The following is a 24955-nucleotide window of genomic DNA, read 5'->3' as shown; positions in this document are numbered from 1 at the left end:
CGTGGCTCTCGTTTCACTTTTCACTTTTCACTTTTCACTGCTGCTCGCCACCCCCACCTTCGCATCCGACGACGCCCCCGACTTCCTCGAACTCGCCGCCGTGCTCGCCTCCGACGGGCTCTACGACAAGGCCGCGGTGGAGTACGCCAAGGTCGATGCCGCGGACCCTGAACTGGATGCGGTCAAGTACCACACGCTCGGCGGGCTGATCGCGCTGAACCGGCAGCAGCCGGAGGCGGCGGTCAGGGCCTTCGATGCGGCGATCGCCGCGGGCCAGGCCGAACCGACCATTTACCTCTACCTGGCGCAGGCGCAGTTCGGGCTGGAGCGCTATGCCGACGTGCTCAAGACCCTGGACCGCGCTGGCGCCGCCTTCGACACGCTGCCGCCGGTGTTCCTGATGCGCGCCCAGGCCCACTGGCTGCTCAAGGACCGCTCGCGGGCCTTCGCCGTGCTGGCCGATGGCGCCCGGCGGTTTCCGACGAACACCCAGTTCCTGCGCCGCGAAGTGTTCTTCCTGATGGAACTCGGGCTATACCAGGAGGCCGCCGCGCGCGGGCAGCGTTACCTGGCGCTGGCCGAGGGCAAGGAAGAGGATTACGTGGCGATCGGCACCGCGCTCAAGCGCGCGCGGCAGTTCGACGCCGCGCTCGCCTTCCTCGAATCCGCACGGCTCAAGTTCCCGGCCAGCGAGAACGTGGTCAAGGCGCTTGCCGCCACTTATCTCGACAAGGGCCAGCCGCTCGCCGCGGGCGAGCTGATGTACCGAGCCTCGCTGGCCAATCCGGCGCTGAAGCCAGAGGCAGCCGAGTTGTTCCGCCGCGCCAAGCTTTACGCCCGCGCGCTGGCGGTCAACGCCGAGATCGCCGACCAGCCAGTCAAGCTGAAACAACGCCTCGGCATCCTGATCGAGCTGGGACGCACCGCGGAAGTCGCCGGCATGCAGGCTGCGCTCACGCGCACGCGGCTGCTGGACGACGAGGATGTGCGCTACGCGCTGGCTTATGCGCTGTTCAAGGAAGGCGATTTCGCCGCCGCCGAAGGCCACCTCGCGAAGCTGACCAAACCCGAGTTGTTCCGCAAGGCGACCGAGCTGCGCCAGTCGATGCAGGACTGCGCGGACGAACGCTGGCGGTGCTCGTGAGAAGCAGCGGAAAGGGGCCTCGGAGTAGTGGCATGAAAAGCGGGGCAAGGGGCAGGGGGCAGGGGGACTGCCGCCCGCTCCGCCCTCGCAAAGTCGAATCCGGAGTCTGCAGTGCCCCGACGCGCTTGATGCCTGACGGTGGCGACGAGCTTGGTCCCCTGCCCCCTGCCCCTTGCCCCGCTTCTACGCCCCCAGCCCCATGACCTGCCGACCCCCTCGCTGCACCCTGCTCGCCCTGCTGCTGACCACCGCGCTCGCCGCACAGGCGCAGCAGCGCGCGAGTGTCGATGTCTATGGCTTCGACGCCGCGAGCGGCCCCACCGCCGACTGGCGCATCCGGGTCGACGGCGTGGAGCAATCGCCCAACGAGTACGGCGCGCTGCGCCTGGAGCTTGACGCCGGCGAGCACCGGCTCGAAATCCTGCGCGGCGGCAAGTTGCTGCGCACGCTGCCGCTCAAGACCAGCGCCGGCGAGATCGCGGAACTGATCGTCAGCTTCGATGCTGACGGCCAGGCGAATGTCAGCGTGGAAAGCTCGGCAGCGGCCAGCGGCGCGCTGACCGAGCAGATCGCCGTGGCCGATCCGGGCGTGCTCGAAGGTGTGATCGTCAATGCCGAGAACGGCCAGCCGATCGCCGGCGCGCGGGTGTACATCGCCGGCACGCCGATCGACCTCATCACCGATGCGCAGGGCCGCTACCGCGCCGAGGTTCCGGGCGGCAGCTACTCGGTGTCGGTGCTCGCGCCGAGCTTTGCCTCGCAAACCCTGGATGCGGTCGAGATCCCGGCCAAGGGCAAGGCGAAACGTGACATCGAGCTGACGCCGGCAGGACTGGAACTGCCGGATTTCGTGGTCGTGGAGCCCTATGTCGAAGGCTCGCTGGCGGCCTTCGTCGAGGAAAAGCGCACTTCGAGTGCCGTGTCCGACATCATCGGCGCGGAACAGATCTCCCGCAGCGGCGATTCGGATGCCGCCGGCGCGCTGCGCCGCGTGACCGGCCTGACCCTGGTCGATGGCAAGTTCGTCTACGTGCGCGGCCTCGGCGAGCGCTACTCCTCGACTCTGCTCAACAACGCGCAGATTCCCTCGCCGGATCCCACCCGCCGCGTGGTGCCGCTGGATCTCTTCCCCACCGAGATCCTGCAGGGCATCGTGATCCAGAAGACCTACACCGCCGACATGCCCGGCGAGTTCGGCGGCGGCACCATCCAGTTGCGCACCCGCGGCGTGCCGGAAGGATTCGTCGCCAAGGTGCAGCTCACCGGGATCCACCTCGACGGTACCACCGGTTCCGAAGGCCTGACCTACCGCGGCGATGAGCAGGACTGGACCGGCTTCGACCACGGCCGCGAGCTGCCGGGTGCGATCAGCGACCGCATCGCGCTGGATGGCCGCCTGCGCCCGCGCACCACTTTCAACCCGGGCGGCGTCACGCCGGCGGAGTACGAGGCCTTCGGCGAGCAGTACGCGCAGCTCGGCTTCGACCAGAAAAGCGAGTCCCTGCCGCCGGGCGCGGGCCTGAGCGCCTCGCTCGGCAACGTCTGGGAGATCGGCGGCGCGCGCGTGGGATTCCTGTCCTCGCTGCGCTACCAGAACGCCTGGGACACCAGCGAGGAGACCCGCCGCACCTTCCGTGTCGAGGGCACAGACACGCTGGTGCTCGGCGCCGAGCTGGATCGTTTGCGCAGCGAGCAGAACATCGAGCTGTCTGGTTTCTTCAATGCCGGCGTCGAGTTCGGCGAGAACCACAAACTCAAGTCGACCACCGTGCTGGTGCGCCAGAGCGTCGACGAGGCGCGCTTTTCCGAGGGTTACACCGAGGATCCCGGCGACCGTTCGCGCTTCTACCAGAACGAGTGGATCGAGAACGAGCTGACCACCCAGCAGTTCAGCGGCGAGCACATCTTCCCGGCTGCCTCGAACCTGACCTTGGACTGGCAATGGACGCATGCGCGCGCCGGGCGCGATTCGCCGGCCAACCGCCAGTACCGCTACGACCAGGACAACAACTCGGGCGACTACCTGTTCTCCAGCCGCGCCGACAGCAACAGCAGCGACTACAGCACGCTGACCGACAACGCCGACGAGTACGCGCTGAACCTCAAGTGGCCGTGGCATTTCGGCGACGACAGTTCGCTGACCCTGAGCGCGGGTGCCTCGCAGCTCAAGCGCGACCGCGAGTCCGGCATCCTGCGCTTCGTCTACCGCGCTGTCGGCCCGCGCTCGCGCGACCAGGCCGTGCTGATCCTGCCGCCGAACCAGATCTTCAGTGCCGCGAACATCGGTCCGACGGGATTCCAGTTCGACCAGACCGGCCGCGACACCGATTTCTACGTCGCCGAACAGTCGCTCGACGCGCTCTACGCCAGTGTCGACGTGGTCTGGCGCGAGGACTGGCGCTTGACCCTGGGCGCGCGCCAGGAGGACAACTTCCAGCTCGTCGCCAACGGGGATCCCACCCAGCCGGGCGCCGAGATCACCGAGGCACGCATCGAGGACACCGACCTCCTGCCTTCGGCCAGCATCACCTGGATCCGCAGCGACAAGGACCAGTTCCGCCTGGGCTACAGCGAGACCCTGTCGCGCCCGGATTTCCGCGAGCTGTCCGCGGCGCCGTTCACCGACCCGCTGCTCGACACCGAGACCATCGGCAACCCGGATCTGGTGGCCACCGCGATCAAGAATTACGACTTCCGCTGGGAGTACTACTTCAGCGATTCGGACAGCTTCACCGCGAGCCTGTTCGCCAAGCAGTTCGACCAGCCGATCGAACGCGTGCTGGTGCCCGGCACCGGCGAGCTGCTGACCTATGTGAACGTCGAGAGCGCCGAGCTGCGCGGCGTCGAGTTCGACGTCTACAAGACCCTGGGCGCGCTCAACGAGGTCGGCTGGGCCAACCCGCAGTGGCTGCCGGATTTCCAGTGGGACAACTGGTACGTCTCCGGCAACTACGCCTATATCGACTCAACCATCGAGCTCGGCAGCGCGGCCAGCATCCAGACCACCCGCGAGCGCCCGCTGCAGGGCCAGTCGCCCTACGTGGTGAACCTCCAGCTGGGGTACATCAACCCGGAATCGGGGCGCGAGGCAAGCCTGGTGTACAACCGCTCGGGCAGGCGTATCAGCAATGTCGGCACCAATGGCGCGCCGGACATCTACGAGGAACCCTTCGACCAGCTCGACTTCGTCTACAAGCAGTCGCTGCCGTGGGCCGGCTGGACCCTCAAGGCGCGTGCGAAGAATTTGCTCGATCCCAACGTCGAGTTCACCCAGGGCGACGGCATCACCCGCGAATACCGCAAGGGGCGCGAGCTGAATCTGGCCATCGAGTGGAAGTGGTGAGAAGCGGGTGTTGGTGTTGGTTGTTGGTGTTGGAATGAGCGTGATGCACGCGGCGGGCCGCCTGCTTCGCGACGGTATTGGTGTTGGTTGTTGGTGTTGGTCAGAGCCGAGTCTCGCGAGCACGCGCCGGGCCGCATGCCAACACCACCAACCCATACCAGCACCAGCTTCGCGACACCGAACCTTCTTGTCACAGTCAAGAAACCGTCACACCCGGCTCCCAAGATGCGCGGACTCCCCACCGCAACACGCATCGAGGTTGTCATGTCCGCTATCCGTCGCCTGAAAGGCTCCCTGCTCACTGGTGCGCTCGCACTGGCCATTGGCGCTCAGGCCAACGCCGCGCTGCTCGTCAACGACGCGCTCGAAGGCGCCTGGTACAACGCTGCCGAGAGCGGTCGCGGCGCGATGGTCGACTACATCCCGACCGGCCCGGGTACCGGCGTGCTGTTCATCACGATCTTCACCTACGACGCCAACAACAACCCGCTGTGGGTGACCACCCAGACGGTGGTCAACGAGGGTGAGTTCAAGTGGACCAACCTGCCGGTGCTGCGCTTCACCGGCGGCAGCTTCGGCAGCCCGTTCACCGCGCCGAGCAATGCCGCGCTCGGCACCGCCGCAGTCACCTTCAACTCTTGTTCCGACTTGCGGATCACCTTCACCCCCGCCGCGGGCACCACGCTGCCGGCCACCACCTATACCCTGGATCGCCCGGGCGCGGTGCCGCAGACCTGCGTCTACACCCAGCCTTTCAGCGCATGCCCGACCGGCACGACGGCCGTCGCCGGCGCCGAGCGCACCTGCAAGATCAACTCGCCGGTCACCGGCAATGTGCGCCTGACCAACGCCGCCACCTACCTGATCGATGGCCCGACGCGCGTCGGTGAAGGCCGCAACACCGGCCCGGGCACGCTGACCATCGAACCCGGCACCCTGATCACCGGCAGCGGCGCCTCGCTCTCCTACCTCGCCGTGCAGCCGGGCAGCAAGCTGATCGCGCAGGGCCAGTCCTTCGCGCCGATCATCTTCACCGGCCCGACCCCGACCAACGGTTCCTGGGCGGGCCTGGTGATCGCCGGCAACGCGCAGTGCAACGCCTCGCAGGATGGCAGCGCCTGCACCTTCGAGGCGGTCGCCAGCCAGCAGTTCGGCGGCAGCAACAACACCGAATCCAGCGGCATCCTGGAATACGTGCAGGTGCGCTATGCCGGCCAGGAAGTGCGCCCGAACGAAGAGCTGAACGCGATCACCATGCTCGGCGTCGGCAGCGGCACGATCGTCAAGAACGTGCAGATCTACGGCGGCCGCGACGACGGCATCGAGTTCTTTGGCGGCACTGTCGATGCGAAGAACCTGGTGCTGATCGGCATCGAAGACGACGCGCTGGACTTCGACCTCGGCTACCAGGGCCGTATCCAGTACGCCTATATCCGCCAGGTCCCGGCGGTCGGCACGGTGGGCTCGGACTCCAACGGCATCGAGTCCGACAACCACCCGAGCGCCTTCGACCTCGCCCCGCGCACGCGCCCGACGATCAGCAACTTCACCATCATCGGCGCCGGCAACGCGGGCAACGAAGGCATGCGTCTGCGCCGCGGTTCGGGCGGCCGTTACACCAAGGGCATCGTCACCAACTTCAATGCCGAAGGCCTGAACTTCAACGACAACGCCACCTTCACCGTCGCCGGCACGCCGTCCCAGCTCGGCACCGACCTCACCATGCGCGACATCTACCTCAGCAACACCACCAACTTCGAGGACAACACGGCTGACCCGTACCTGGTCAGCGCCTGGTTCGCTGCCGGCAACGGCAACCGCACTGGCGCCAGCCCGCTCAGCGGCACCACCCCGTTCCCGGCGCCGGGCGCGGTGCAACTGGTAGCCCCGTATGCGGTGGACGCCTTCTTCGAGCCCACCGACTATATCGGCGCCTTCCGCAGCGGCGATTCCAACTGGGCCGCCGGTTGGACCTACGACTTCCGCTGATCGCAAGCTCCACAGCCGCCGGGCATCCGGTGTAACCAGGGGGCGCGGAGCAATCCGCGCCCCTTGGCGTTTGTGTTTCAGGCGTGCCCGCGGTGCCTGGCGCTACGCGCGGCGGCTCACGCCGGCGCGAAGCGAGAAGCAAAATGCAACAGGATCGCGGGCCGAGCCACTCTCACCGAACATGTCGCAAAGCATTGATTTAGAGAAGGTAAATTCGGAGGGCACGAGGGCAGGAGGGCACGAGGGCACGCAAAGGCGCTCCTTCGCACCGAACCGGCTCTTGCGTGCCCTCGTGCCCTCGTGGCCTCGTGCCCTCCAGTTCGACGCGCGAATAAGCGCACCGGCCAGGGGCGACCGGGACTCTCACCAACCATCCGATAACTCATTGATCTGAAGAGCAGTTTGTCCGCAAAGGACGCGAAGGACGCAAAGAAGAGCGGAAACCGCTTTCGCTTCCTTTGCGTTCTTTGCGTCCTTTGCGGACAAAAAAGTGGCGCGGGTCGCGAAGAAGTTCGATGCGCGAATAAGCGCACCGGCCAGGGGCGACCGGGACTCTCACCAGTGCGAAGGCCGCAGCAGACCGCCGGCGGCGCATGACTACCCCGAACCACAGTCCCCACAGCGAGGACTGCCCCTCACCCCAGCGCCAGCGCCCCATGCCACCGGCGCAATTTCTCCGCCAGCGGCATCCCCGCGTGTGCCGGGCTGGTCGACGGCAGCCTGACCAGTTCCACCCGCGGCGGCCCCGGCAGCCCGTGGCGCCCATGCAGATCCGCCGCGGCGCCGCCGTTGAAGCACACGCGCACGATCCCGGGGTGCGCGTCGAGCAGCGCGCCGATGGCATTCGGCTGCGCGCTGAGGGGGTCGATGGCGCTGTCCAGGCTGCCGGGCCGACGGCACTGCGCGAGCACATCCCACAGCGCGATGCCGGCGCGCGCCAGCGCATCGACGCGGACACTGTAGGGCGCATCCGCCGCGACGCCGCACCAGGCGGCGAGGATCGGCCAGAAGGCGTTGCGCGGATGCGCGTAATACTGCTGCGCGGCGAGCGATGCGGCGCCCGGCATGCTGCCCAGGATCAGCAGGCGCGCGCCGGTGGCGACCAGCGGTGGGAAGCTGTGCAGCAGCGACTCAGCCATGCGCCAGCCGGCCCAGGGTCTTGAGTGCCTGCTCGACGCGCACGTTCCAGGCGGTGGCGCAGGACAGCCGGACGCAGTCGCGGTAGGCGCCGCTGGCGGAGAACAGCGGGCCGGGGACGATGCCGATGCCGGCCTCGCTGGCGCGCTCGAACAGCGTCTGGGCATCGAAGCCCTGCGGCAGCCGGACCCACAGCACCAGGCCGCCGCGCGGTTGCGAGACGCAGGTGCCGGCCGGCCAGTGGCGGGCGATCGAGCCGCGGAAGCGCACCACGTTGGCGGCCAGTTCGCCGCGCAGCCGGCGCAGCGGGCGTTCCAGGTTGGCGCCGCCGAGCAACTCGGCGGTGACGTGCTGCGCCAGGGTGTTCGCGGCGATCGAGGTGAAGGCCTTGGCGCGCAGCAGCGCCTCACGCCAGCGCGGGCTGACCGCCCAGCCCATGCGCAGGCCCGGGCCGATGATCTTCGACGCCGAGCCGCACAGGATCACGTTGTCGGCCTCGTCATGGCTCATCAGCGGCGGCGGGCGGCTGCCGTCGAAGGCCAGTTCGCCGTAGACATCGTCCTCGATCACCGGCACGCCATGGCGCGCGCAGGCCTGCGCCAGAGTGCGCCGCGCCGCCGGCGGCATCAGCGCGCCGCTGGGATTGGAAAAGCTTGGGATCAGCACCGCGGCGCGGATCGGCTGGGTGGCGAGCGCCTTCAGCGCGCACTCCAGATCCGGGCCCTCGTCGCAGCACACCGGGATCTCGACCACCTTCAGCCCGCGCGCGGCGATCGCCTGCAACAGCCCGTAGTAGGTCGGGCTCTCGACCAGCACCGCATCGCCGGGGCGCGTGAGCGCCTGCAGCGACAGGGTGATCGCCTCCAGTGCGCCGGCGGTGATCACCACGTCATCGGCGTCCACCTCGACCCCGGCCAGCGCCAGCCGGGCGGCGACCGCCTGGCGCAGCCCCGGCAATCCGGCCGACTGCACATAGCCGTACAGGCGCTCCGGCGCGCGCTTGAGCAAATCGCGCGAAAGCGCGGCGACGCGCGCGGTCGGCAACAGCTCGGGCGAGGGAATGGCGACATGCAGCGGGACCAGATCGTCGCGTGCGTACAGCTGCAGCATCTGCTCCAGCAGGTTGCGCGCCGGCGGCCGCGGCTTTGGGGTCGCCCGGCTGCGCCGGCGCTCGATCCCCGGCAACTGCGTGGCGCGCACGTAGTAGCCACTCTGCGGCCGCGCCACGATCACGCCCTGGGCCTCGAGCTGCTGGTAGGCCTGCACCACGGTGCCCACACTGACCCCGGACTGGCGGCTCATCGCCCGCACCGAGGGCACCCGCGAGCCGTCGCCCAGCGCGCCGGTGTGGATGCGCTCGCGCAGCTGCGCCGCGAGGGATTCGTAGAGAGGGGCGGGCATGCTGGGGCGGGAGGTGAGTTGCAGGGATTGAGTTCTGGGTTGTGGGTTGTGGGTTGTGGGCAGCAGGATCAAAGTCCAGAAGCAGCGGCACCCAGGCTCTTGCCGCCCACAACCCACAACCCAGAACCCACAACCCGCTTACCTGAACGCCCCAAACTGTACCACACGAAACTCCACCCGACTGCATCTGTACCAGCACAGTCCCACGCCTCTACGCTGCGCCCATGAACAGAAAAGCACTGCTGCCGATCGTCGCCGCCTTCGCCACGATCTACCTGGTGTGGGGCACCACCTACATGGGCCTCGCGATCATCCTGCGCACGCTGCCGCCGTTTGCCAGCGGGGCGATCCGCTTTGCGCTGGCCGGGACGATCATGTACGCGTTGTTGCGGCTGAAAGGCGCGCGGCCCTTGGCCGGGGTGCCGTGGCGCCAGGCGATCCTCGCCGGCATCCTGCTGTCGGGCATCGGCAACGGCTTCGTGATCTGGGGCCAGCAGACCGTGCCCTCGGGCATCGCCGCACTGCTGGTCGCGGCGCTGCCGCTGTGGATCCTGCTGTTCGACACGCTCGCCTTCGCGCGGCGCAAGCCGGGCCTGAAGGACCTCGCCGGCAGCGTCACCGGACTGGCCGGGGTGGTGCTGATCGTCTCGCAGACACGCAGTTTCGATGGCAGCGGCGCGATCCTGCCGACGCTCTCGATCCTGTTCGCCACTTTCGCCTGGTCGATCGGCACGTTGGTACAGCGCGCCGCGGTCAAGCCGGGCCAGGTCGGCGCCTTCGCCTGCGCGCAGATGCTCGCCGGATCGGCCTGCCAGGCCGTGTGCGCGCTGGTGGCGGGCGAATGGCCGCAGGTGGAACTGGCCGACTTCACCGCGACTACCGTGTGGACCCTGCTGTACATGGCGGTGTTCGGCAGCGTGATCGCGTTCAGCGCCTACCTGTGGCTGGTGACCAAGGTCTCGACGCCGGCGGTGGCGACCTATTCGCTGGTCAATCCGGTGGTGGCGATGGTGCTCGGCGCGCTGGTGCTCGGCGAGCGCATCCCGCCGGCGGCGATCGGCGCCAGCCTGCTGGTGCTCGCCGGTGTGGCCCTGGTGCTGTGGCCGGCGCGCGGCACGCGCACGCGCCCGTTGCCGGCCGCGGCCTCCGCCCTGCGCGCGTAGCCCGGGGTAGGCGCGCAGCGCGTTCCCCGGGTACTTGCCGCGTGGTCCCGGCGGGGAATCGCTGCGCGATACCCCGCCCTACGCCCGATTACTGGCAGTCGCCCGCTCGTCAAGCCTTCCACAACATCCTGCACCCCATGCTTCCGGCTGCACGCGGACGATGCGAAACTCGGGCATCCCTCGCGATCCGGGTGTGCCGATGTCCCTGCGTCCCTTGCTGCTGCCGGTTGTCCTGCTGCTGGCTTCTTGCGCCTCGACGTCACCGCAACTGGCGCAGGAGCCTGCGCCCGCGCCGATCAAGTCGCCGCGCAAGGTGCCGATCGGCGAATTTCTCGCAACCACCTACACCTACCCGACCGGTCGCTTCGATCCCGCCTGGTGGGAGGCCGCGCGCGACGTCGATGCGCGCGTGCTGGCCGCGCTGCCGCGCGGCGAGCGCCGGTTGGAGAAGAGCGCCCATGCGCTCGATCCGACGCGTTTCACGCCGCTCGGCCCGCTGCCGCTGCAGGATGGCCTGGACGTCAATGGTGGGCGCGTCAACGACATCGTGGTGGCGCCGCAGCCGTCGGTCGCAGGCGATGCGAACTCCTTCGTTGCCTTTGCCGCTACCGACGGGGGCGGGGTCTGGCGCACGCGCAATTGCTGCACGTTGACGACCACCTGGGAACCGGTGACCGACGCACCGGAGATCGAATCGATCGCGATCAGCGATCTGGAAATGGACCCGAACAACCCGAACACGATCTACGCCGGCACCGGTGATCTGCGCTTCGGATCCTGGTCCTTTGGCTCGGCCGGGGTGCTCAAGAGCAACGATGGCGGCGACAGCTGGCGCGTGCTCGGGCGCGAGGTGTTCCTGCCGAACTACCCGGCCAACCAGACCACCTTTTCGCAGTACCAGTCGGTCGGCAAGGTGGTGGTCGATCCGAACAACTCGAACCGGGTCGTCGCCGGCACCAAGACCGGGCTGTACTTCTCCTACGACGCCGGCGAGAGCTGGACCGGCCCCTGCCTGACCAATCCCTACGGCCCGGCGAGCGCCAACCCGCAGCGTCAGGACATCACCGGGCTGCTCGCGGTGAACCAGGGCGGGGTCACCCAGTTGTACGCGGCGGTCGGCACGCGCGGATCGGCCACGCCGGTGCAGCCGGACCTGGACTTGAACGGCGCCAACAGCATCTATCGCGTCAGCATGCCCAGCGCCAACTGTCCGACCGGCTGGCAGCGGCTGACGCGCGCCGACAACGGCTGGCCGGCCGGCATCGGCGAAGGCACCGGCTTTGGCCCGGTCGGGCGCATCGAGATCGCGGTGGCGCCGAGCCAGCCGAACGTGATCTACGCCGAGGCGATCCACCCGCAGAACTTCAGCATCATCGGCCTGTGGCGCAGCGGCGACGGCGGCCAGACCTGGGCCGCGCGCGCCACGCCCGCCCAGTTCAGCGGCTGCGAGCCCGGCACCCAGAACTGGTACAACGCCGGGATCACGGTGGCGCCAAACAATCCCGACGAACTGATCCTGAGCGCCTGGTGGCCCTACCGCTCGGCCGACGGCGCAGCTACCTTCGCCAACATGGCGCGCCTGGACAACGAATGCGCACAGTCCAGCGCCAACATCCATGTCGACCAGCACGCGCGCGCCTATGTCGGCGGCGATCCCGCGCGCCTGCTGATCGGCAACGACGGCGGCGTCTACTACAGCAGCAATGCCAACAGCGGCAGCCCGACCTTCATCCCGCTGAACCTGACGTTCAACACCATCGAGTTCTACTACGGCGACCTCGGCCCGGACTTCGCCAATGCCAACCCGCGCATTGCGGTCGGCGGCGCGCAGGACAACGGCACCTCGTCGCTGGTGCAGTTCGGCGATCAGGTGGTACCGGAAGCCTGGCAGCACATCTACGGCGGCGATGGCATCGCCACCCGCATCGAGCCGGTGTTCGGCCAGCGCGTGTGGATGTCCAGCCAGCGCGGCAACATTGTCGCCAGCGTCAACGGCGCCAATGCCCCGGAGGTGGCGGCCAGCGGCCCGTGGTCGCCGGGCGAGGCCGGCGGCGACCGCAAGAGCTTCCTGATGCCCTTCGATTTGTACAAATTCGGCAGCACCAGTGATCCCGAGAGTGGTTGCGGCACGGTCCAGGGCTGCAACCACCTGATCGCCGGCACCTACCGGGTGTGGGAGAGCACCAACGGTGCCACTGGCAGCAGCCAGGCGCAGCGCTGGGTGCCGATCAGTCCGGACCTGACCAAGAACAACCTGATCGTCGGCACCGACAACCGCTCGGTGATCCAGGCGATCCGCTTCGCGCCGTCCACCCGCCGCGTGGCGATGGTCGGCACCCTCGACGGCAGCGTCAGCTTCGGCTTCGCGCTTGGCACCGGGTCGGCGAGCTGGGTCAACGTCACCGGCGGCAACCAGGTGCTGCCGAACCGCCCGATCCTCGGCGTCGCGGTCGATCCGCTGGACCCGACCAAGGGCTACGCCGCGGTGGCCGGATTCGGCGCCAACACGCCAGCGACACCCGGCCATGTCTATCAGGTGCGCTGCAGCGAGAACTGTGCCAGCTTCACCTGGCGCGATGTCAGCGGCAACCTGCCGGACATCCCGGCGAATGCCGTGATGGTCAACCCGTGGATCCCGCAGCAGGTGTTCGTCGGCACCGACTGGGGCCTGTACTACAGCGACAATGTGGAGGCGGCGCAGCCGGTGTGGAACCGCTTCCAGACCCTGCCGCGCGCGATGGTCTGGGACCTGGTGGTCGACCGCGGCTCCACCACGCTCGGCGTCTACACCCGCGGCCGCGGCGCCTGGGTCTGGCCGCTGCCGCGCACCCTCGCACCGACCGGCCCGCAGGACGAGCCGGCGCTTTCGCGCTACACGCTGCCCCCGCCCAACCCGGCCAATGCGAGCTGCCCGGCGGGATTCTTCATCGCCTCGGTGAGCGACGGCCCAGGCGCCGGGTTGACACCAGGCGCATTCGGCATGGAGTTGCTGCTGGACGATCCGGGCACCCGCGTGCTCGCCGGTGGCCTCAATTTCGGCGGGCTGATCGACGCCGGGCAAGTGGGCTTCGCCGGCTTCAATTTCGCCAATGCGGCGAACGAGAACCAGCGACTGAATTTGCGGGTTACCGGCAGCCCGGCGGACAATGCCAGCGGCAGCGTGCCGGTGCGGATCCGCATTGCGCGGCGCCCGGACGCCAACACCAGCGTAACCGTGTTCGAAGCGACCACCTCGCTCTCGCTGGCCAGTGCCTACGCCCAGTCCATCGACCTGCCACCGGGTTTCTACGAGACCACCGTGGCACCCGTGAACGGCGCAGTCGGTGGCGCTCCCGAGGGCCAGTTCTTCTTCGAACTCAGCACCAGTTTCACCGATCGGCCTGGCGGCGGCTTCCAGGGCGGCGCGGTGGTCGGCGGCTACCACGCCGCGCATCCCTTTGGCGGCGTCAGCGGTTTCGCCGGCTTCTGCCTCGCCACCCCGCACAGCACCAGCCTGCGCGTGTTTTCGCAGCCGACCTACGGCCCGAGCGGCGCGAAGGACTTGCGCCTGCGGCTGCAGGATGCGCAGCAGCGCGAATTGGTGGTGGTGCCGGGCGGGTGAATGGCCGCTGCCGGTGCGCTGGTTCGCCCATCGAACCTGCTGGTGCGCTTATTCACGCATCGAACTTCTTCGCGACCCGCGCCATTTTTTTGTCCGCAAAGGACGCAAAGAACGCAAAGGAAGCGAAAGCGGTTTCCGCTCTTCTTTGCGTCCTTTGCGGACAATCTGCTCTTCAGATCAATGAGTTATCGGATGTTTGGTGAGAGTCCCGGTCGCCCCTGGCGGTGCGCTGATTCGCGCATCGAACTGGAGGGCACGAGGCCACGAGGGCACGAGGGCACGCAAGAGCCAGTTCGGCGCGAAGGAGCGCCTTTGCGTGCCCTCGTGCCCTCGTGCCCTCCGAATTTATCATTTCTAAATCAATGCCTTGCGACGTGTTCGGTGAGAGTCCCGGTCGCCCCTGGCGGTGCGCTTGTTCGCGCATCGAACTGGAGGGCACGAGGCCACGAGGGCACGAGGGCACGCAAGAGCCAGTTCGGCGCGAAGGAGCGCCTTTGCGTGCCCTCTTGCCCTCCGAATTTACCTTTTCTAAATCAATGCCTTGCGACATGTTCGGTGAGAGTCCCGGTCGCCCCTGGCGGTGCGCATATTCGCGCATCGAACTGGAGGGCACGAGGCCACGAGGGCACGAGGGCACGCAAGAGCCAGTTCGGCGCGAAGGAGCGCCTTTGCGTGCCCTCGTGCCCTCTTGCCCTCGTGCCCTCCGAATTTACCTTTTCTAAATCAATGCCTTGTGACATGTTCGGTGAGAGTTCCGGTCGCCCCTGCCGGTGCGCTTATTCACGCATCGAACTTCTTCGCGACCCGCGCCATTTTTTTGTCCGCAAAGGACGCAAAGAACGCAAAGGAAGCGAAAGCGGTTTCCGCTCTTCTTTGCGTCCTTCGCGTCCTTTGCGGACAAACTGCTCTTCAGATCAATGAGGGATCGGATGTTCGGTGAGAGTTCCGGTCGCCCAATCACAGGGTCGTCGTTCGCCACTCCCGCTTGAGCCTCGATCCGGACGCTCGTCTCTGCGTCCCTTTGCGCCTCTGCGTTGAACGGTTCAAGCAACCGCGTCAGACCACGGCGCGCTCGCACTCCATCTTCGCCAGCGACATGATGTGCACCTCGTCCGGGCCATCCGCGATGCGCAGCGAGCGTGCGCCGGCGTAGGCAGCGGCGAGGAAATGGTCGTCCGACAGCCCCGCGCCGCCGTGGATCTGGATCGCGCGGTCGATCACCGTGCAGGCCATGCGCGGCACCACCACCTTGATCATCGCCACCCGGTCGCGCGCGCCGCGGGTGCCGAGCTTGTCCAGCGCCCAGGCGGTCGACAGCGTCAGCAGGCGCGCCTGCTCGATCTCGCAGCGGCTGAGCGCGATGGCCTCCTGGGCCATGCCGTGGCGTGCGATCGGCTGGCCGAACACGATGCGCGACTTGGCCCTCGCCACCATCGATTCCAGCGCGCGCTCGGCCAGCCCGATCGAGCGCATGCAGTGGTGCACCCGGCCGGGACCCAGGCGGCCCTGCGCAATCTCGAATCCCTTGCCTTCGCCATAGATCAGGTTGCCCAGCGGTACGCGCACATCCTCGAAAGCGAGCTCGGCATGGCCGCATGGCGCGTCGTCGTAGCCGAACACGGTCAGCGGCCGCACCAGGCGCACGCCCGGGGTGTCGCGCGGCACGATCACCATCGACTGGCGCGCATAGGGCTTGGCTTCCGGGTCGGTCTCGCCCATGACGATGAAGAACTTGCAGCGCGGATCCATCGCGCCGGTGGTCCACCACTTGCGTCCGCTGATGCGGTAGTGGTCACCCTCGCGCAGGATGCGGCAGCGGATATTGGTGGCGTCCGATGAAGCCACGTCCGGCTCGGTCATCGCGAAGCCGGAGCGGATCTCGCCTGCCAGCAGCGGCTCCAGCCACAGCTTCTTCTGGAACTCGTTGCCGTACAGGTGCAGCACCTCCATGTTGCCGGTGTCCGGCGCCGAACAGTTGAACACCTCGGAGGCGATCAGCGAGCGGCCCATGATCTCGGCCAGCCGCGCGTAATCGAGGTTGGTGAGGCCGGCGCCGTGGCGGCTGTCCGGCAGGAACAGGTTCCACAGCCCGGCGGCCTTGGCCTTGCGCTTCATCTCCTCCATCACCGGCGGAATGCTCCAGCGCTGGCCTTCGGCGGCCACATGCGCGTGGTACTCGCGCTCGCCCGGCTCCACCACCTCGCGCATGAACGCCAGCAGGCGCTCGCGGATCTCCTGGGCACGCGCAGACAGGTCGAACATGGGGGCATCTCGGCGGGAAAGGGGCCCTAGGGTAAGCCCGATTCGGTCGGGAGTGCAGTCGGCCATTGGTTCTGGTTGTGGGTTGTGGGTTCTGGGTTGTGGGCAGCGAAGCTCGCACGCCGCGGGCCTGTGGGAGCCGACTCTGTCGGCGATCTTCTGCTCGCGGCCGCCGGGAAAGGATCGCGGCTGAAGCCGCTCCCACCAGGATTCGGCACACCGGCTGTGGCCGCCCACAACCCAGAACCTACAACCCACAACCCGTTTCAACGGACCCACAACCCACAACCCACAACCCGTTTCAGCGACCCAAACCAGAACACCCGCTATCCTGCCCGCAACGAGACAGGGGATCCGCCATGAGCCAGCCGACCGCGCGCGAGCGCCTGGAGCGTTTTGCGCTGGAATTTCGCAGCGGCGATGTGGAGCGCGCGCTGGAGATGATCGAGGCTCTCGCGGACGAGCATCCCGACCAGGCACCGCTGCACTGGCATCGCGCGCGCACCTTGCACGCGCTGGGGCGTGAGGACGATGCGCTGGCGGCGATCAAGCGCGTGCTCGACCTGAAACCGGATTACGCACCGGCCTGGCTGATGCGCGCCGAGCTGGCCACCGAGGACGCGCAAGGCAATTTCCCGGAGTCCGATGTGCGCCGCGCGCTGGAACTGGACCCGAAGCTGGCGCGCGCGCACCTGCTGCTGGCGCGCTACCTGGGCCCGGGCGAGCGTCGCGACGAGGCACAGGCAGCGCTGGCGCGCGCGATCGAGCTCGACCCGCAGCAGCCCGAGGCCTGGAGCCTGCGCGGCGATTGGCAGCAGCGCGCGGCGGTGGTCGGCTTCGGCGACGAGGGTGGCGAGGATCCGGATGTCATCCGCACCTTCTCCGGCCAACGGCTGTCGCGCACGACGCTGCTCGCGGCGCGCGCGGATTTCGAAACCTCGCTGGCGCTGAAGAACGATCCGCGCGTGCGCCTGCGCCTGGCGCGGCTGCTGCACGACCTCGGCGAGTTCGACGCCGCGCTGGCGGCCTACGACGCGGTGCTCGCCGTGACCCCGCTCGACGATCCGCGGCGCGCGGCGATCGCCGACATGCGCGCGGCCTCCGAGAATGGCGGGCGCGGCGAGCACGAGCAGGCGGCCCGCCTGCTGGAGGAGGCGCTGGCGGACACCGACGAGCGCGAGCGAGCCACGCTCGGCCATGAGCTTGCGGCATCGATGATCAAGAGCGCCGCCGCCGGTGTGCGCAGTGGCATGACCCTGGAGCAGGCGCTGGCGCGCTTCGTCAGCGACCACCCGGACGACATGCTGGCCATCGACATCGCCTGGAAGATCTACGCCCTCGGACACGAGCCGGAGCCGGACTACCGCCCGAGCCAGCTGCAGGACTACCCGAAGTTCATGCGCGAGTTTGCCGAGCGCACCGCGGCGACCCTGGGCGCGCAGGGTTTCCGCGTGGTCGGCGATTACGAGCCGCTGCACCTGGCGCCGCAACTGGGGCGCCCGACCCTGGTGCGCATCTACGCGGCGGGCGACGGCATCACCTGCGGCGCCAGCTACGCAGTGGAGCCCAAGTGGCCGGGCTGGATCGCTTTCCTGCTGCTCAAGATCATGCGTCAGTGGAAGCGGCCCAGGGTGTTCGAGCTGGAGACCGAGTTCGACGATGGCGGCTTCCTGGTCAGCAACAACGCGGGCACCACCAGTGCCTTCGGTTACCGCGGCAAGGTCGACCTGCTTGCCCTGGCGGCGGACACCCCGCCGGCGGTGGTGTACTCCCGCCATCGGGAGCGTATCGAGCGCTATCGCCGCGATCATCCCAACGCCACCGCCGAGCGTGTCGACACCCCCGAACGGATCCTCGCGATGCAGGTGCGCATCGGTGCCGCCAAGAGCGCCTGGCGGCGTTCGATCGGCTACATCGAGGAGAACGAGCTGCGCCAACTGCTCGGCGCGCACTACGACCGACTCGCGCTGCGGGTGCGCGAGAAGCTGCGGCAGATCGTGGAGGCGGCGGGGGGCTGAGGCGGACGGGATCGGCTTTGGGTCACGTCCACTGGAAGCGGGGCAGGGGTCAGGGGGCAAGGGGACGGGACCGGGGCGATCTCTAGAACGCGACGCCGTTCGCGACTCGCGGCTTCGTTGGTCCACCCGACCGCGGCCCGGCCCATCGGCGTGCCCGGTGGTACGCGCGCAGCGCGTTCCCCGGGTGCTTGCCGCCTGCCCCCGGCGGTGAATCACTGCGCGATACACCGCCCTGCGCCCGCTCCCGACAGCCCCTCACCCGCCGCCCGCCACCACCTCCACCCGCCCCACCACATAACGTTCGAGGCGCTGCTGCGGCACGAAGCGGTAGCCGTGCGGCGCCAAGGCGGCGTCCACTCGCGCGATGCGGTTCGCGGTGGTCACGAACACGCGCGCTTCCAGTTCGGCCAGCTCTTCCAGCAGCGGGCTGTCGTAGGCCGGATCGTCCTTTTCCGAGAGGGTCACACGCTCCACCGGCACGCCGAGGTAGAAGCGCAGCCCGTACAGCGCGGATTCCTCGATGAACACGATCTCGCCGGGATCCGGCCACTGCTGGCGCATCGTGGCAGCCAGTTCGCGGGTGTCCTTGGCATGCGGCAGCAGCGGCACGCCGCCCTTCAGTGCGAGCAGCGCAGCGGCGCTGATCGCGGCGGTCCAGCCGATGCGGCGCATCTGCCCGGGCAGCGCCGGCTGCCAGCGGCGGGCGATCAGCAGCGCGAGCGGGACCATCAGCGGTAGCAGGTACAGCGGCAGGCGCGAGCGCGCCAGGCCGAACACCAGCAGCGGCAGCGCGAACCACAGCAACAGCCAGCGGTCTTCGACGGCGCGCGCCTGCCACCAGCCGCGTAGCGCGCCGCGCTGGCGCCACAGTTGGCGCATCCGCGGCCACAGCACCCAGGACCACGGCAGCATGCCGAGCAGCAGCACCGGCGCGTAGACCTGGATCGCGCCGTACCAGTGCGAGTTGCGGTCGTGCACATCGGTGAACACGCGGCCGTAGACCTCGTAGCCGAGGAAGTAGTCGAGCAGGCCGGGATTGGCGACGATCACCGCCGCGTACCAGGGCAGCGCGACCAGCGCGAACAGCGCCAGCGATGGAAGGTCGATCAGCCGCGGCCGCGGCGCGGGCAAGGTGCGCAGGAACACCCACATCGGCAGCAGCGGCAGCAGGCCCGGCGGTCCCTTGGTCATGAACGCCAGGCCGAAGCCGGCCCAGATCCACAAGCGCCCGGCGCGCGCCTCGCGTGCATCGCCCGCCTGCCACAGGCGCACGAAGCCGTACACCGCGAGGGTCTCGAAGGCGGTCAGCAGGTAGTCGGTGTTGATCAGGTTGGCGGCGGCGAAGGGCACCAGGCTGGTCGCGAAAATCAGCCCCGGCAGCCACGGCGTTGCCGGCACCAGCCGCCGCCCGAGCAGGATCAGCAGGATCACGGTGGCGATCAGCGACAGCGCGTTCGGCAGCCGCAGCGCCGCCTCATGCTCGCCGAACACGCTGACGCTGGCGGCGATCGCCCAGTAGGTCAAAGGCGGCTTGGCGAAATGGGTGTGCTCGGGATGTCGCCGCGGCGTCAGCCAGTCGCCGGAGTGCACCATCTCCAGCGCGATGTTGCTGTAACGCCCCTCGTCCGGCCCCCACAGCCCGCGCGCGCCCTGGAAGGACAATGCCAGCAGCAAGGACAGCAACAGCGTCCACATCAGGGGCCGTGAGGATGCGCTCATCGATGGGTGTTCGGCTTCGAGTCGGGCGGCGAATTCGTGCAAGGCCGCAGGGTCCATCGCAAACGCGGGAACGATAGCCTGCCGCGCGTCGCTTAGGCGTCGCTTAGCCGAACGTGTGGTTTTCGTTGGATTGCGCTCTGGACGGGACCGGTTCAACGCGGAGACGCGGAGGACTCGAAGAGAAGCAGGAAAGGAGATCGATCGGCCACGCATTCTTCGGCAGTTCTCCGCGTCCTCTGCGTCTCCGCGTTGAACGGGGTCAGTTCGCACACACCTGACCCCGGTCAAGGACGCACCTGGCGCCGCGCAACGACGATGCAGGCGCTTGCCCAGCGGAGGACACCATGGCGAACGAAACCCTGCATTGCTACCTGAGTGCGCTCGACAACGCCGCGCATGCCATCGAGCAGGCGCGCCGTATCCGCCCCGATCCGGGCCTGGACCACGCCATCGACCGACTGCGCATGCTGCTGCTGGATGCCAGCCGGGAGCTGTATCGGGACGATCCGCACCAGACCGAGTGGTAGCGGAGCTTGCTTCGCGATTCCGCTGCCGATCCAGCCGAGCAAGCTCGGCTCTACGGGTGCCGACTGGGCCCACGCCCTGTCGTAGATCAGGGCTTGCTCCGCTGATCCGCCGCAGATCCAGCCGGGCAAGCCCGGCTCCGCGGGCGCTCGGCGGAAACGGCAGGTGATCGCTAGACTGGGGCGCTCCAGCCACACTCCGACGCGCCGCATGGGCCGACTCACCACCCACATCCTCGACACCGCGCACGGCCGCCCCGGCGCCGGCATCGCGATCCGCCTGTACCGCGTCGATGGCGCCGCGCGCACGCTGATCGACAACCGCACCAGCAATGCCGACGGCCGCTGCGACCAGCCCTTGCTCGAGGGCGACGCGCTGACCGCCGGCGTGTACGAACTCGATTTCGCCGCGGGCGACTACTTCGCTGCCTGCGGCGTGGCGCTGGCCTCGCCGCGCTTTGTCGATGTGGTCACGCTGCGCTTCGGCATCGCCGATCCGGCCGCGCACTACCACGTGCCGCTGCTGGTCTCGCCCTACAGCTACAGCACCTACCGGGGCAGCTGAGCGTGGACTTCTGGATCGAGGCGGCAACCTTCCTGCTGCGCTGGCTGCACGTGGTCGCCGCGATCGCGTGGATCGGCGAGTCCTTCTACTTCGTCATGCTGGACCGCGCGCTCAAGCCCAACGGCGCGCCGGGCGTGTTCGGTGAGCTGTGGTCGGTGCATGGCGGCGGCTTCTACCACAAGCAGAAATACCTGCTGGCGCCGGCGCACATGCCCGATGACCTGCACTGGTCGAAGTGGAAGTCCTACACCACCTGGATGAGCGGCTTCGCGCTGCTGTCCATCCTCTACCTCGCGCAGCCCGGCATCTACCTGATCGACCCCGCGGTGGCGGCGCTGACACCCGCGCAGGCGATCGGCGCGGCGCTGGCCTTCCTCGCCGGCGGCTGGCTGGTCTACGACACCGCCTGCCGCGTGGTCGGCCTCCGCGATGGGGTGCTCGGCATCGTGGTGGCGGTGTTCGTGCTCGGCCTCTGCTGGCTGGCGACCCAGCTGTTCGCCGGGCGCGCGGCTTTCCTGCTGGTCGGCGCCACCCTGGCGACGATCATGTCGGCGAACGTGTTCTTCATCATCATCCCGGGGCAGAAACGGATGGTGGCGGCGCTCGCGCGCGGCGAGACACCCGATCCCCTGCCCGGCAAGCGCGGCAAGCAACGCTCGGTGCACAACACCTATTTCACGCTGCCGGTGGTGTTCGCGATGTTGTCGATCCACTACGCGCCGGCGCACGCGCACCAGCATGCGTGGATCGTGCTCGCGCTGTTCATGAGCGCCGGCGCGCTGATCCGACAGTTCTTCGTGCTCTGGCATTCGGGTGGGCGCGCCTGGTGGCTGCTGCTGGCCGGCTGCGCGGTGTTGCTCGGCACCTTCGCATGGCTGGCGCCGAAGCCGCAGCCGGCGAGCACGCCGCTGGTACGCGGCGACCACGAATCACTCGATTTCCTGCCGCCCACCGCCGCCCAGGTGCAGGCGGTGCTGGCGCAGCGCTGCGTGCAGTGCCACGCGCGCCAGCCCACGCTGATGCCCAGCGCCCCGCTCGGCGCCTTCCTCGAGACCGAGGCCGACATCGAGGCGCGCGCCGACAAGCTCTACCAGCAGACCGTGGTGCTCCGGATCATGCCGCCCGGCAACCTGACCCAGATGACCGACGAAGAGCGCGCGCTGATCGAGCGCTGGCATCGCGCACGTTAGGAGAAGCCGGTGTTGGTGTTAGTTGTTGGTGTTGGCTGAAGCGGCTTGGGGCGATGAACCGGTCCGCGGAGCGGACTTCTTTCGCCACGCCCCGTGGACACGGCCTGGTACCAGGCTCGCCCGGCTGCCGGCTCCTTCCAACACCAACAACCCACACCAACACCGGCTTCGTCCAGCACCAACAACCAACACCAACACCTGCTTCATCCGCACCAGATTCAACCCAGCAAATCCCCCAGGCGGAAGCGTGCGATGCGTTCGATCTGCGCGAGCGCGGTGGGGATCTCGGTGGCGCGGTCGTTGTCGATGCGCGCGGCCATGTTGGCGATGATCGATTCGCGGGTGTGGCCGCGCACCGCCAGGATGAACGGGAAGCCGAAGCGCGTGCCGTAGGTGGCGTTGAGCTCGGACAGGCGCGCGTATTCCTCGGGGCTGCAGCGGTCCAGGCCTGCGCCGGCCTGCTCGCGGGTGGAGGCCTCGGTCAGCTCGCCGCGGACCGCGAGCTTGCCGGCCAGCTCCGGATGCGCGCGGATCAGCGCCAGTTTCGCGTCGTCATCGGCGGCCGCGAGCGTGGCGCACATTGCCGCGTGCAGCGCGTCCACACTGGCAAAGGGCCGCGCCGCCCAAGTCGCCGCTGCGATCCAAGGCGAGTGCTCGAAGATCCCGCCCAGCGCGGCGGTGAAGGCGGGTTGCTCGAGGGCGTTGAGTTCGGCGAGGGTCATGGGGCGGGGCACGGGGCACGGGGCACGGGAAAGGCTCGCACGTCCGCTTCCTCAAGGCCATGCTTCCGCTGAGGCCGCTCTTCCCGTGCCCCGTGCCCCGTGCCCCGTCACCCGCCCCACGGATGCCGCTGCCGCCAGTGCCTGGCGATGTCGATACGCCGGCACACCCAGACGTGGTCGTGCTGCTCGATGTGGTCGAGGAAGCGCCGGAGCGCAAGGAAGCGGCCGGGGCGGCCGAGCAATCGGCAGTGCATGCCGATCGACATCATCCGCGGACGCTCGGCGCCCTCGGCGTAGAGCACGTCGAAGCAGTCGCGCAGGTATTCGTAGAAGTGGTTCGCGGTGTTGAAGCCCTGCGGCGTGGCGAAGCGCATGTCGTTGGCGTCCAGGGTGTACGGCACCACCAGGTGCGGGCGCCGGCTGCCGTCGCCGCACGCCACCTCGGTCCAGAACGGCAGCTCGTCGCCGTAATAGTCGCTGTCGTATTCGAAGCCGCCGTGTTCGACCACCAGGCGGCGGGTGTTCGGGCTGTCGCGCCCGGTGTACCAGCCGAGCGGCGCGGCGCCAGTGACCTCGCGGTGGGCCGCGACGGCCTCATGCAGGTGCGCGCGCTCGGTGGCTTCGTCGAGGTTCTGGTAATGGATCCAGCGCCAGCCGTGCGAGGCGATCTCGTGCCCGGCGTCGACACAGGCGCGGATGAACTCGGGATGGCGCTGCATCGCCATGCCCACGCCAAACACCGTCAGCGGCAGCTCGCGCCGCGCGAATTCGTCGAGGATGCGCCAGCCGCCGACACGGCTGCCGTATTCGTAGATCGACTCCATGCTGAGGTGGCGCGCCGGGTAGGCCGCGGCGCCGATGATCTCGGACAGGAACTGCTCGCTGCCGGCGTCGCCATGCAGCACGCAGTTCTCGCCGCCTTCCTCGTAATTCAGCACGAACTGCACCGCCACCCGCGCGCCGCCCGGCCAATCGGCGTGCGGCGGGTTGCGGCCGTAGCCGATCAGGTCGCGCGGGTAGTTGGCCATGTCGATTCCTCACTGAACCGGGCAAGCATAGCCAGCAGCGCCCGGGTTTACGGCCTGTGCGTGTGCGCCCTATCGTTGCCGCGCCATCATTTCCCGCGAGCTCGCCGTGCTCGATCCTTGCGTCGCCCAGCGCAGCGCCGAACTGCATGCCGAGTTCAACCGGCGCAATCCCTTTCGCCATGTGGTCATCGAGAATTTCTTCGCGCCGGAGTTCCTGGCCCGGCTGCGTGCGGAGTTCCCGGATTTCACCCGTGGCGATGCGCGCAACGAGGCCGGCGAATTGGCCGGCAAGAGCGTGGTCGAGCGCATCCGGGCCCTCGGTCCCGCCTACAAGGAACTGGACGATCGCATCCAGTCGCCGGAATTCCTGCGGCTCATCTCGCAGATCACCGGAATTCCCGACCTGCTCTACGATCCGCACTATTTCGGCGGCGGCACCCATGAGAACCGTCGCGGGCAGGACCTGGACCCGCATGTGGATTTCAACCGCCACCCGGAGACCCACTGGCATCGCCGGCTGAACCTGATCGTCTACCTGAACCCGGAGTGGGACGATGCCTGGGGCGGCGCGCTGGAGTTGCATTCGGACCCGCGGCGCGAGGACAACCGCAGGGTCACGCTGACCCCGCTGCTGAACCGAGCGGTGATCTTCGAAACCACCGAATGGAGCTGGCACGGCTTCGCGCGGATCGAGCCGCCAGCAGACCGCCCGGAGCTGACGCGACGCTCGATCGCGCTGTACTTCTACACGCGGAAACGCCCGGCCGAGGAACTGGCCGATCCGCATTCGACGATTTATGTCGACCACCCGGTGCCGGCCGAATGGACCGAGCCGGGACGCACCTTGAGCGAGCGCGACGCACGCGAGCTGCGCATCGCCCTGACCCGCCGCGAGCAGCACATCCAGCGGCTGTATCGCGACATCACCCAGCTCAGCCGGCAACTGGAGAACGCCCGCGGCTTGCTCGGCCTGGGGGCACCTGGCAGCCTGGCGCGACGTCTCTACTGGCGTGTGCGTCGCCTCGGCGGACGCGTGCTGCGCAGCCTCGGGCTGCGCCGGTAGCCTGTTCAGCGCGGAGACGCAGAGGACGCGGAGAAGAGCACTCTCTGCGTCTCTGCGTTCATCGGGTCGCGCCAGCGCCAAGGACGCGA

At 68.4% G+C, this 24955-nt stretch carries 16 protein-coding genes; 10 read left to right on the top strand and 6 right to left on the bottom strand.

All coding sequences use genetic code 11. From position 1 onward, the window contains the following. The first annotated feature begins 1 nt into the window (after position 1). From IPK27_00345 to IPK27_00335, 3 genes are all read left to right on the top strand, one after another. On the top strand, positions 2 to 1144 hold the full coding sequence (locus IPK27_00345; GenBank protein ID MBK8066114.1) for a hypothetical protein: 1143 nt from the start codon (positions 2 to 4) through the stop codon (positions 1142 to 1144). A 199-nt stretch (positions 1145 to 1343) separates the two neighbouring features. Continuing rightward, entirely contained in the window at positions 1344 to 4487 is a 3144-nt protein-coding gene (locus IPK27_00340; GenBank protein ID MBK8066113.1) for a TonB-dependent receptor, read from the top strand. 264 nt (positions 4488 to 4751) lie between these two features. Beyond that, complete coding sequence (locus IPK27_00335; protein MBK8066112.1) at positions 4752 to 6476, top strand: hypothetical protein; 1725 nt, start codon at positions 4752 to 4754, stop codon at positions 6474 to 6476. A 635-nt stretch (positions 6477 to 7111) separates the two neighbouring features. Here IPK27_00335 and IPK27_00330 read toward each other — a convergent pair. Both IPK27_00330 and IPK27_00325 read right to left on the bottom strand, forming a co-directional pair. After that, positions 7112 to 7615, bottom strand: coding sequence for a DNA-deoxyinosine glycosylase (locus IPK27_00330; protein MBK8066111.1), 504 nt, complete (start codon positions 7613 to 7615; stop codon positions 7112 to 7114). Continuing rightward, positions 7608 to 9014: a PLP-dependent aminotransferase family protein gene (locus tag IPK27_00325; protein MBK8066110.1), complete on the bottom strand. Its 1407-nt coding sequence runs from the start codon at positions 9012 to 9014 to the stop codon at positions 7608 to 7610. Before IPK27_00325 ends, IPK27_00330 begins: the two co-directional genes overlap by 8 nt. Before the next feature lie 224 nt (positions 9015 to 9238). Between IPK27_00325 and IPK27_00320 the strand changes: the two genes are divergently transcribed. Both IPK27_00320 and IPK27_00315 read left to right on the top strand, forming a co-directional pair. Further along, positions 9239 to 10177: an EamA family transporter gene (locus IPK27_00320; GenBank protein MBK8066109.1), complete on the top strand. Its 939-nt coding sequence runs from the start codon at positions 9239 to 9241 to the stop codon at positions 10175 to 10177. A 199-nt stretch (positions 10178 to 10376) separates the two neighbouring features. After that, positions 10377 to 13778 (top strand): hypothetical protein, encoded by a 3402-nt coding sequence (locus tag IPK27_00315; GenBank protein MBK8066108.1) that lies wholly within the window; start codon positions 10377 to 10379, stop codon positions 13776 to 13778. A gap of 1056 nt (positions 13779 to 14834) precedes the next feature. Here IPK27_00315 and IPK27_00310 read toward each other — a convergent pair. After that, positions 14835 to 16040, bottom strand: a complete 1206-nt coding sequence (locus IPK27_00310; protein ID MBK8066107.1) for an acyl-CoA dehydrogenase family protein — start codon at positions 16038 to 16040, stop codon at positions 14835 to 14837. 356 nt (positions 16041 to 16396) lie between these two features. Between IPK27_00310 and IPK27_00305 the strand changes: the two genes are divergently transcribed. Then, the gene (locus tag IPK27_00305; GenBank protein ID MBK8066106.1) at positions 16397 to 18055 is read left to right on the top strand and encodes a tetratricopeptide repeat protein; all 1659 of its coding nucleotides are present in this window, start codon (positions 16397 to 16399) and stop codon (positions 18053 to 18055) included. A gap of 255 nt (positions 18056 to 18310) precedes the next feature. On the opposite strand, the gene IPK27_00300 is transcribed toward IPK27_00305, so the two are convergent. Beyond that, complete coding sequence (locus IPK27_00300) at positions 18311 to 19774, bottom strand: glycosyltransferase family 39 protein (protein MBK8066105.1); 1464 nt, start codon at positions 19772 to 19774, stop codon at positions 18311 to 18313. Between the two features lie 344 nt (positions 19775 to 20118). Between IPK27_00300 and IPK27_00295 the strand changes: the two genes are divergently transcribed. The 3 genes from IPK27_00295 to IPK27_00285 all read left to right on the top strand — a co-directional run bounded on the left by IPK27_00295 (position 20119) and on the right by IPK27_00285 (position 22053). After that, entirely contained in the window at positions 20119 to 20301 is a 183-nt protein-coding gene (locus tag IPK27_00295; GenBank protein MBK8066104.1) for a hypothetical protein, read from the top strand. Positions 20302 to 20509: 208 nt separating this feature from the next. Further along, complete coding sequence (gene uraH / locus IPK27_00290) at positions 20510 to 20863, top strand: hydroxyisourate hydrolase (GenBank protein MBK8066103.1); 354 nt, start codon at positions 20510 to 20512, stop codon at positions 20861 to 20863. Between the two features lie 2 nt (positions 20864 to 20865). Continuing rightward, the gene (locus tag IPK27_00285) at positions 20866 to 22053 is read left to right on the top strand and encodes a urate hydroxylase PuuD (protein MBK8066102.1); all 1188 of its coding nucleotides are present in this window, start codon (positions 20866 to 20868) and stop codon (positions 22051 to 22053) included. A gap of 218 nt (positions 22054 to 22271) precedes the next feature. Here IPK27_00285 and uraD read toward each other — a convergent pair whose 3' ends face one another. Continuing rightward, positions 22272 to 22775 (bottom strand): 2-oxo-4-hydroxy-4-carboxy-5-ureidoimidazoline decarboxylase, encoded by a 504-nt coding sequence (uraD, locus tag IPK27_00280; GenBank protein MBK8066101.1) that lies wholly within the window; start codon positions 22773 to 22775, stop codon positions 22272 to 22274. 107 nt (positions 22776 to 22882) lie between these two features. Next, entirely contained in the window at positions 22883 to 23803 is a 921-nt protein-coding gene (gene puuE, locus IPK27_00275) for an allantoinase PuuE (protein MBK8066100.1), read from the bottom strand. An 88-nt stretch (positions 23804 to 23891) separates the two neighbouring features. Here puuE and IPK27_00270 point away from each other — a divergent pair, with 88 nt between their 5' ends. Next, positions 23892 to 24866, top strand: coding sequence for a 2OG-Fe(II) oxygenase (locus tag IPK27_00270; GenBank protein MBK8066099.1), 975 nt, complete (start codon positions 23892 to 23894; stop codon positions 24864 to 24866). The last annotated feature ends 89 nt before the right edge of the window (positions 24867 to 24955 follow it).

The sequence above is a fragment of the Rhodanobacteraceae bacterium genome, assembly GCA_016713135.1.
GTDB lineage: Bacteria > Pseudomonadota > Gammaproteobacteria > Xanthomonadales > SZUA-5 > JADKFD01.
This window is presented reverse-complemented; position numbering and strand designations above follow the sequence as displayed.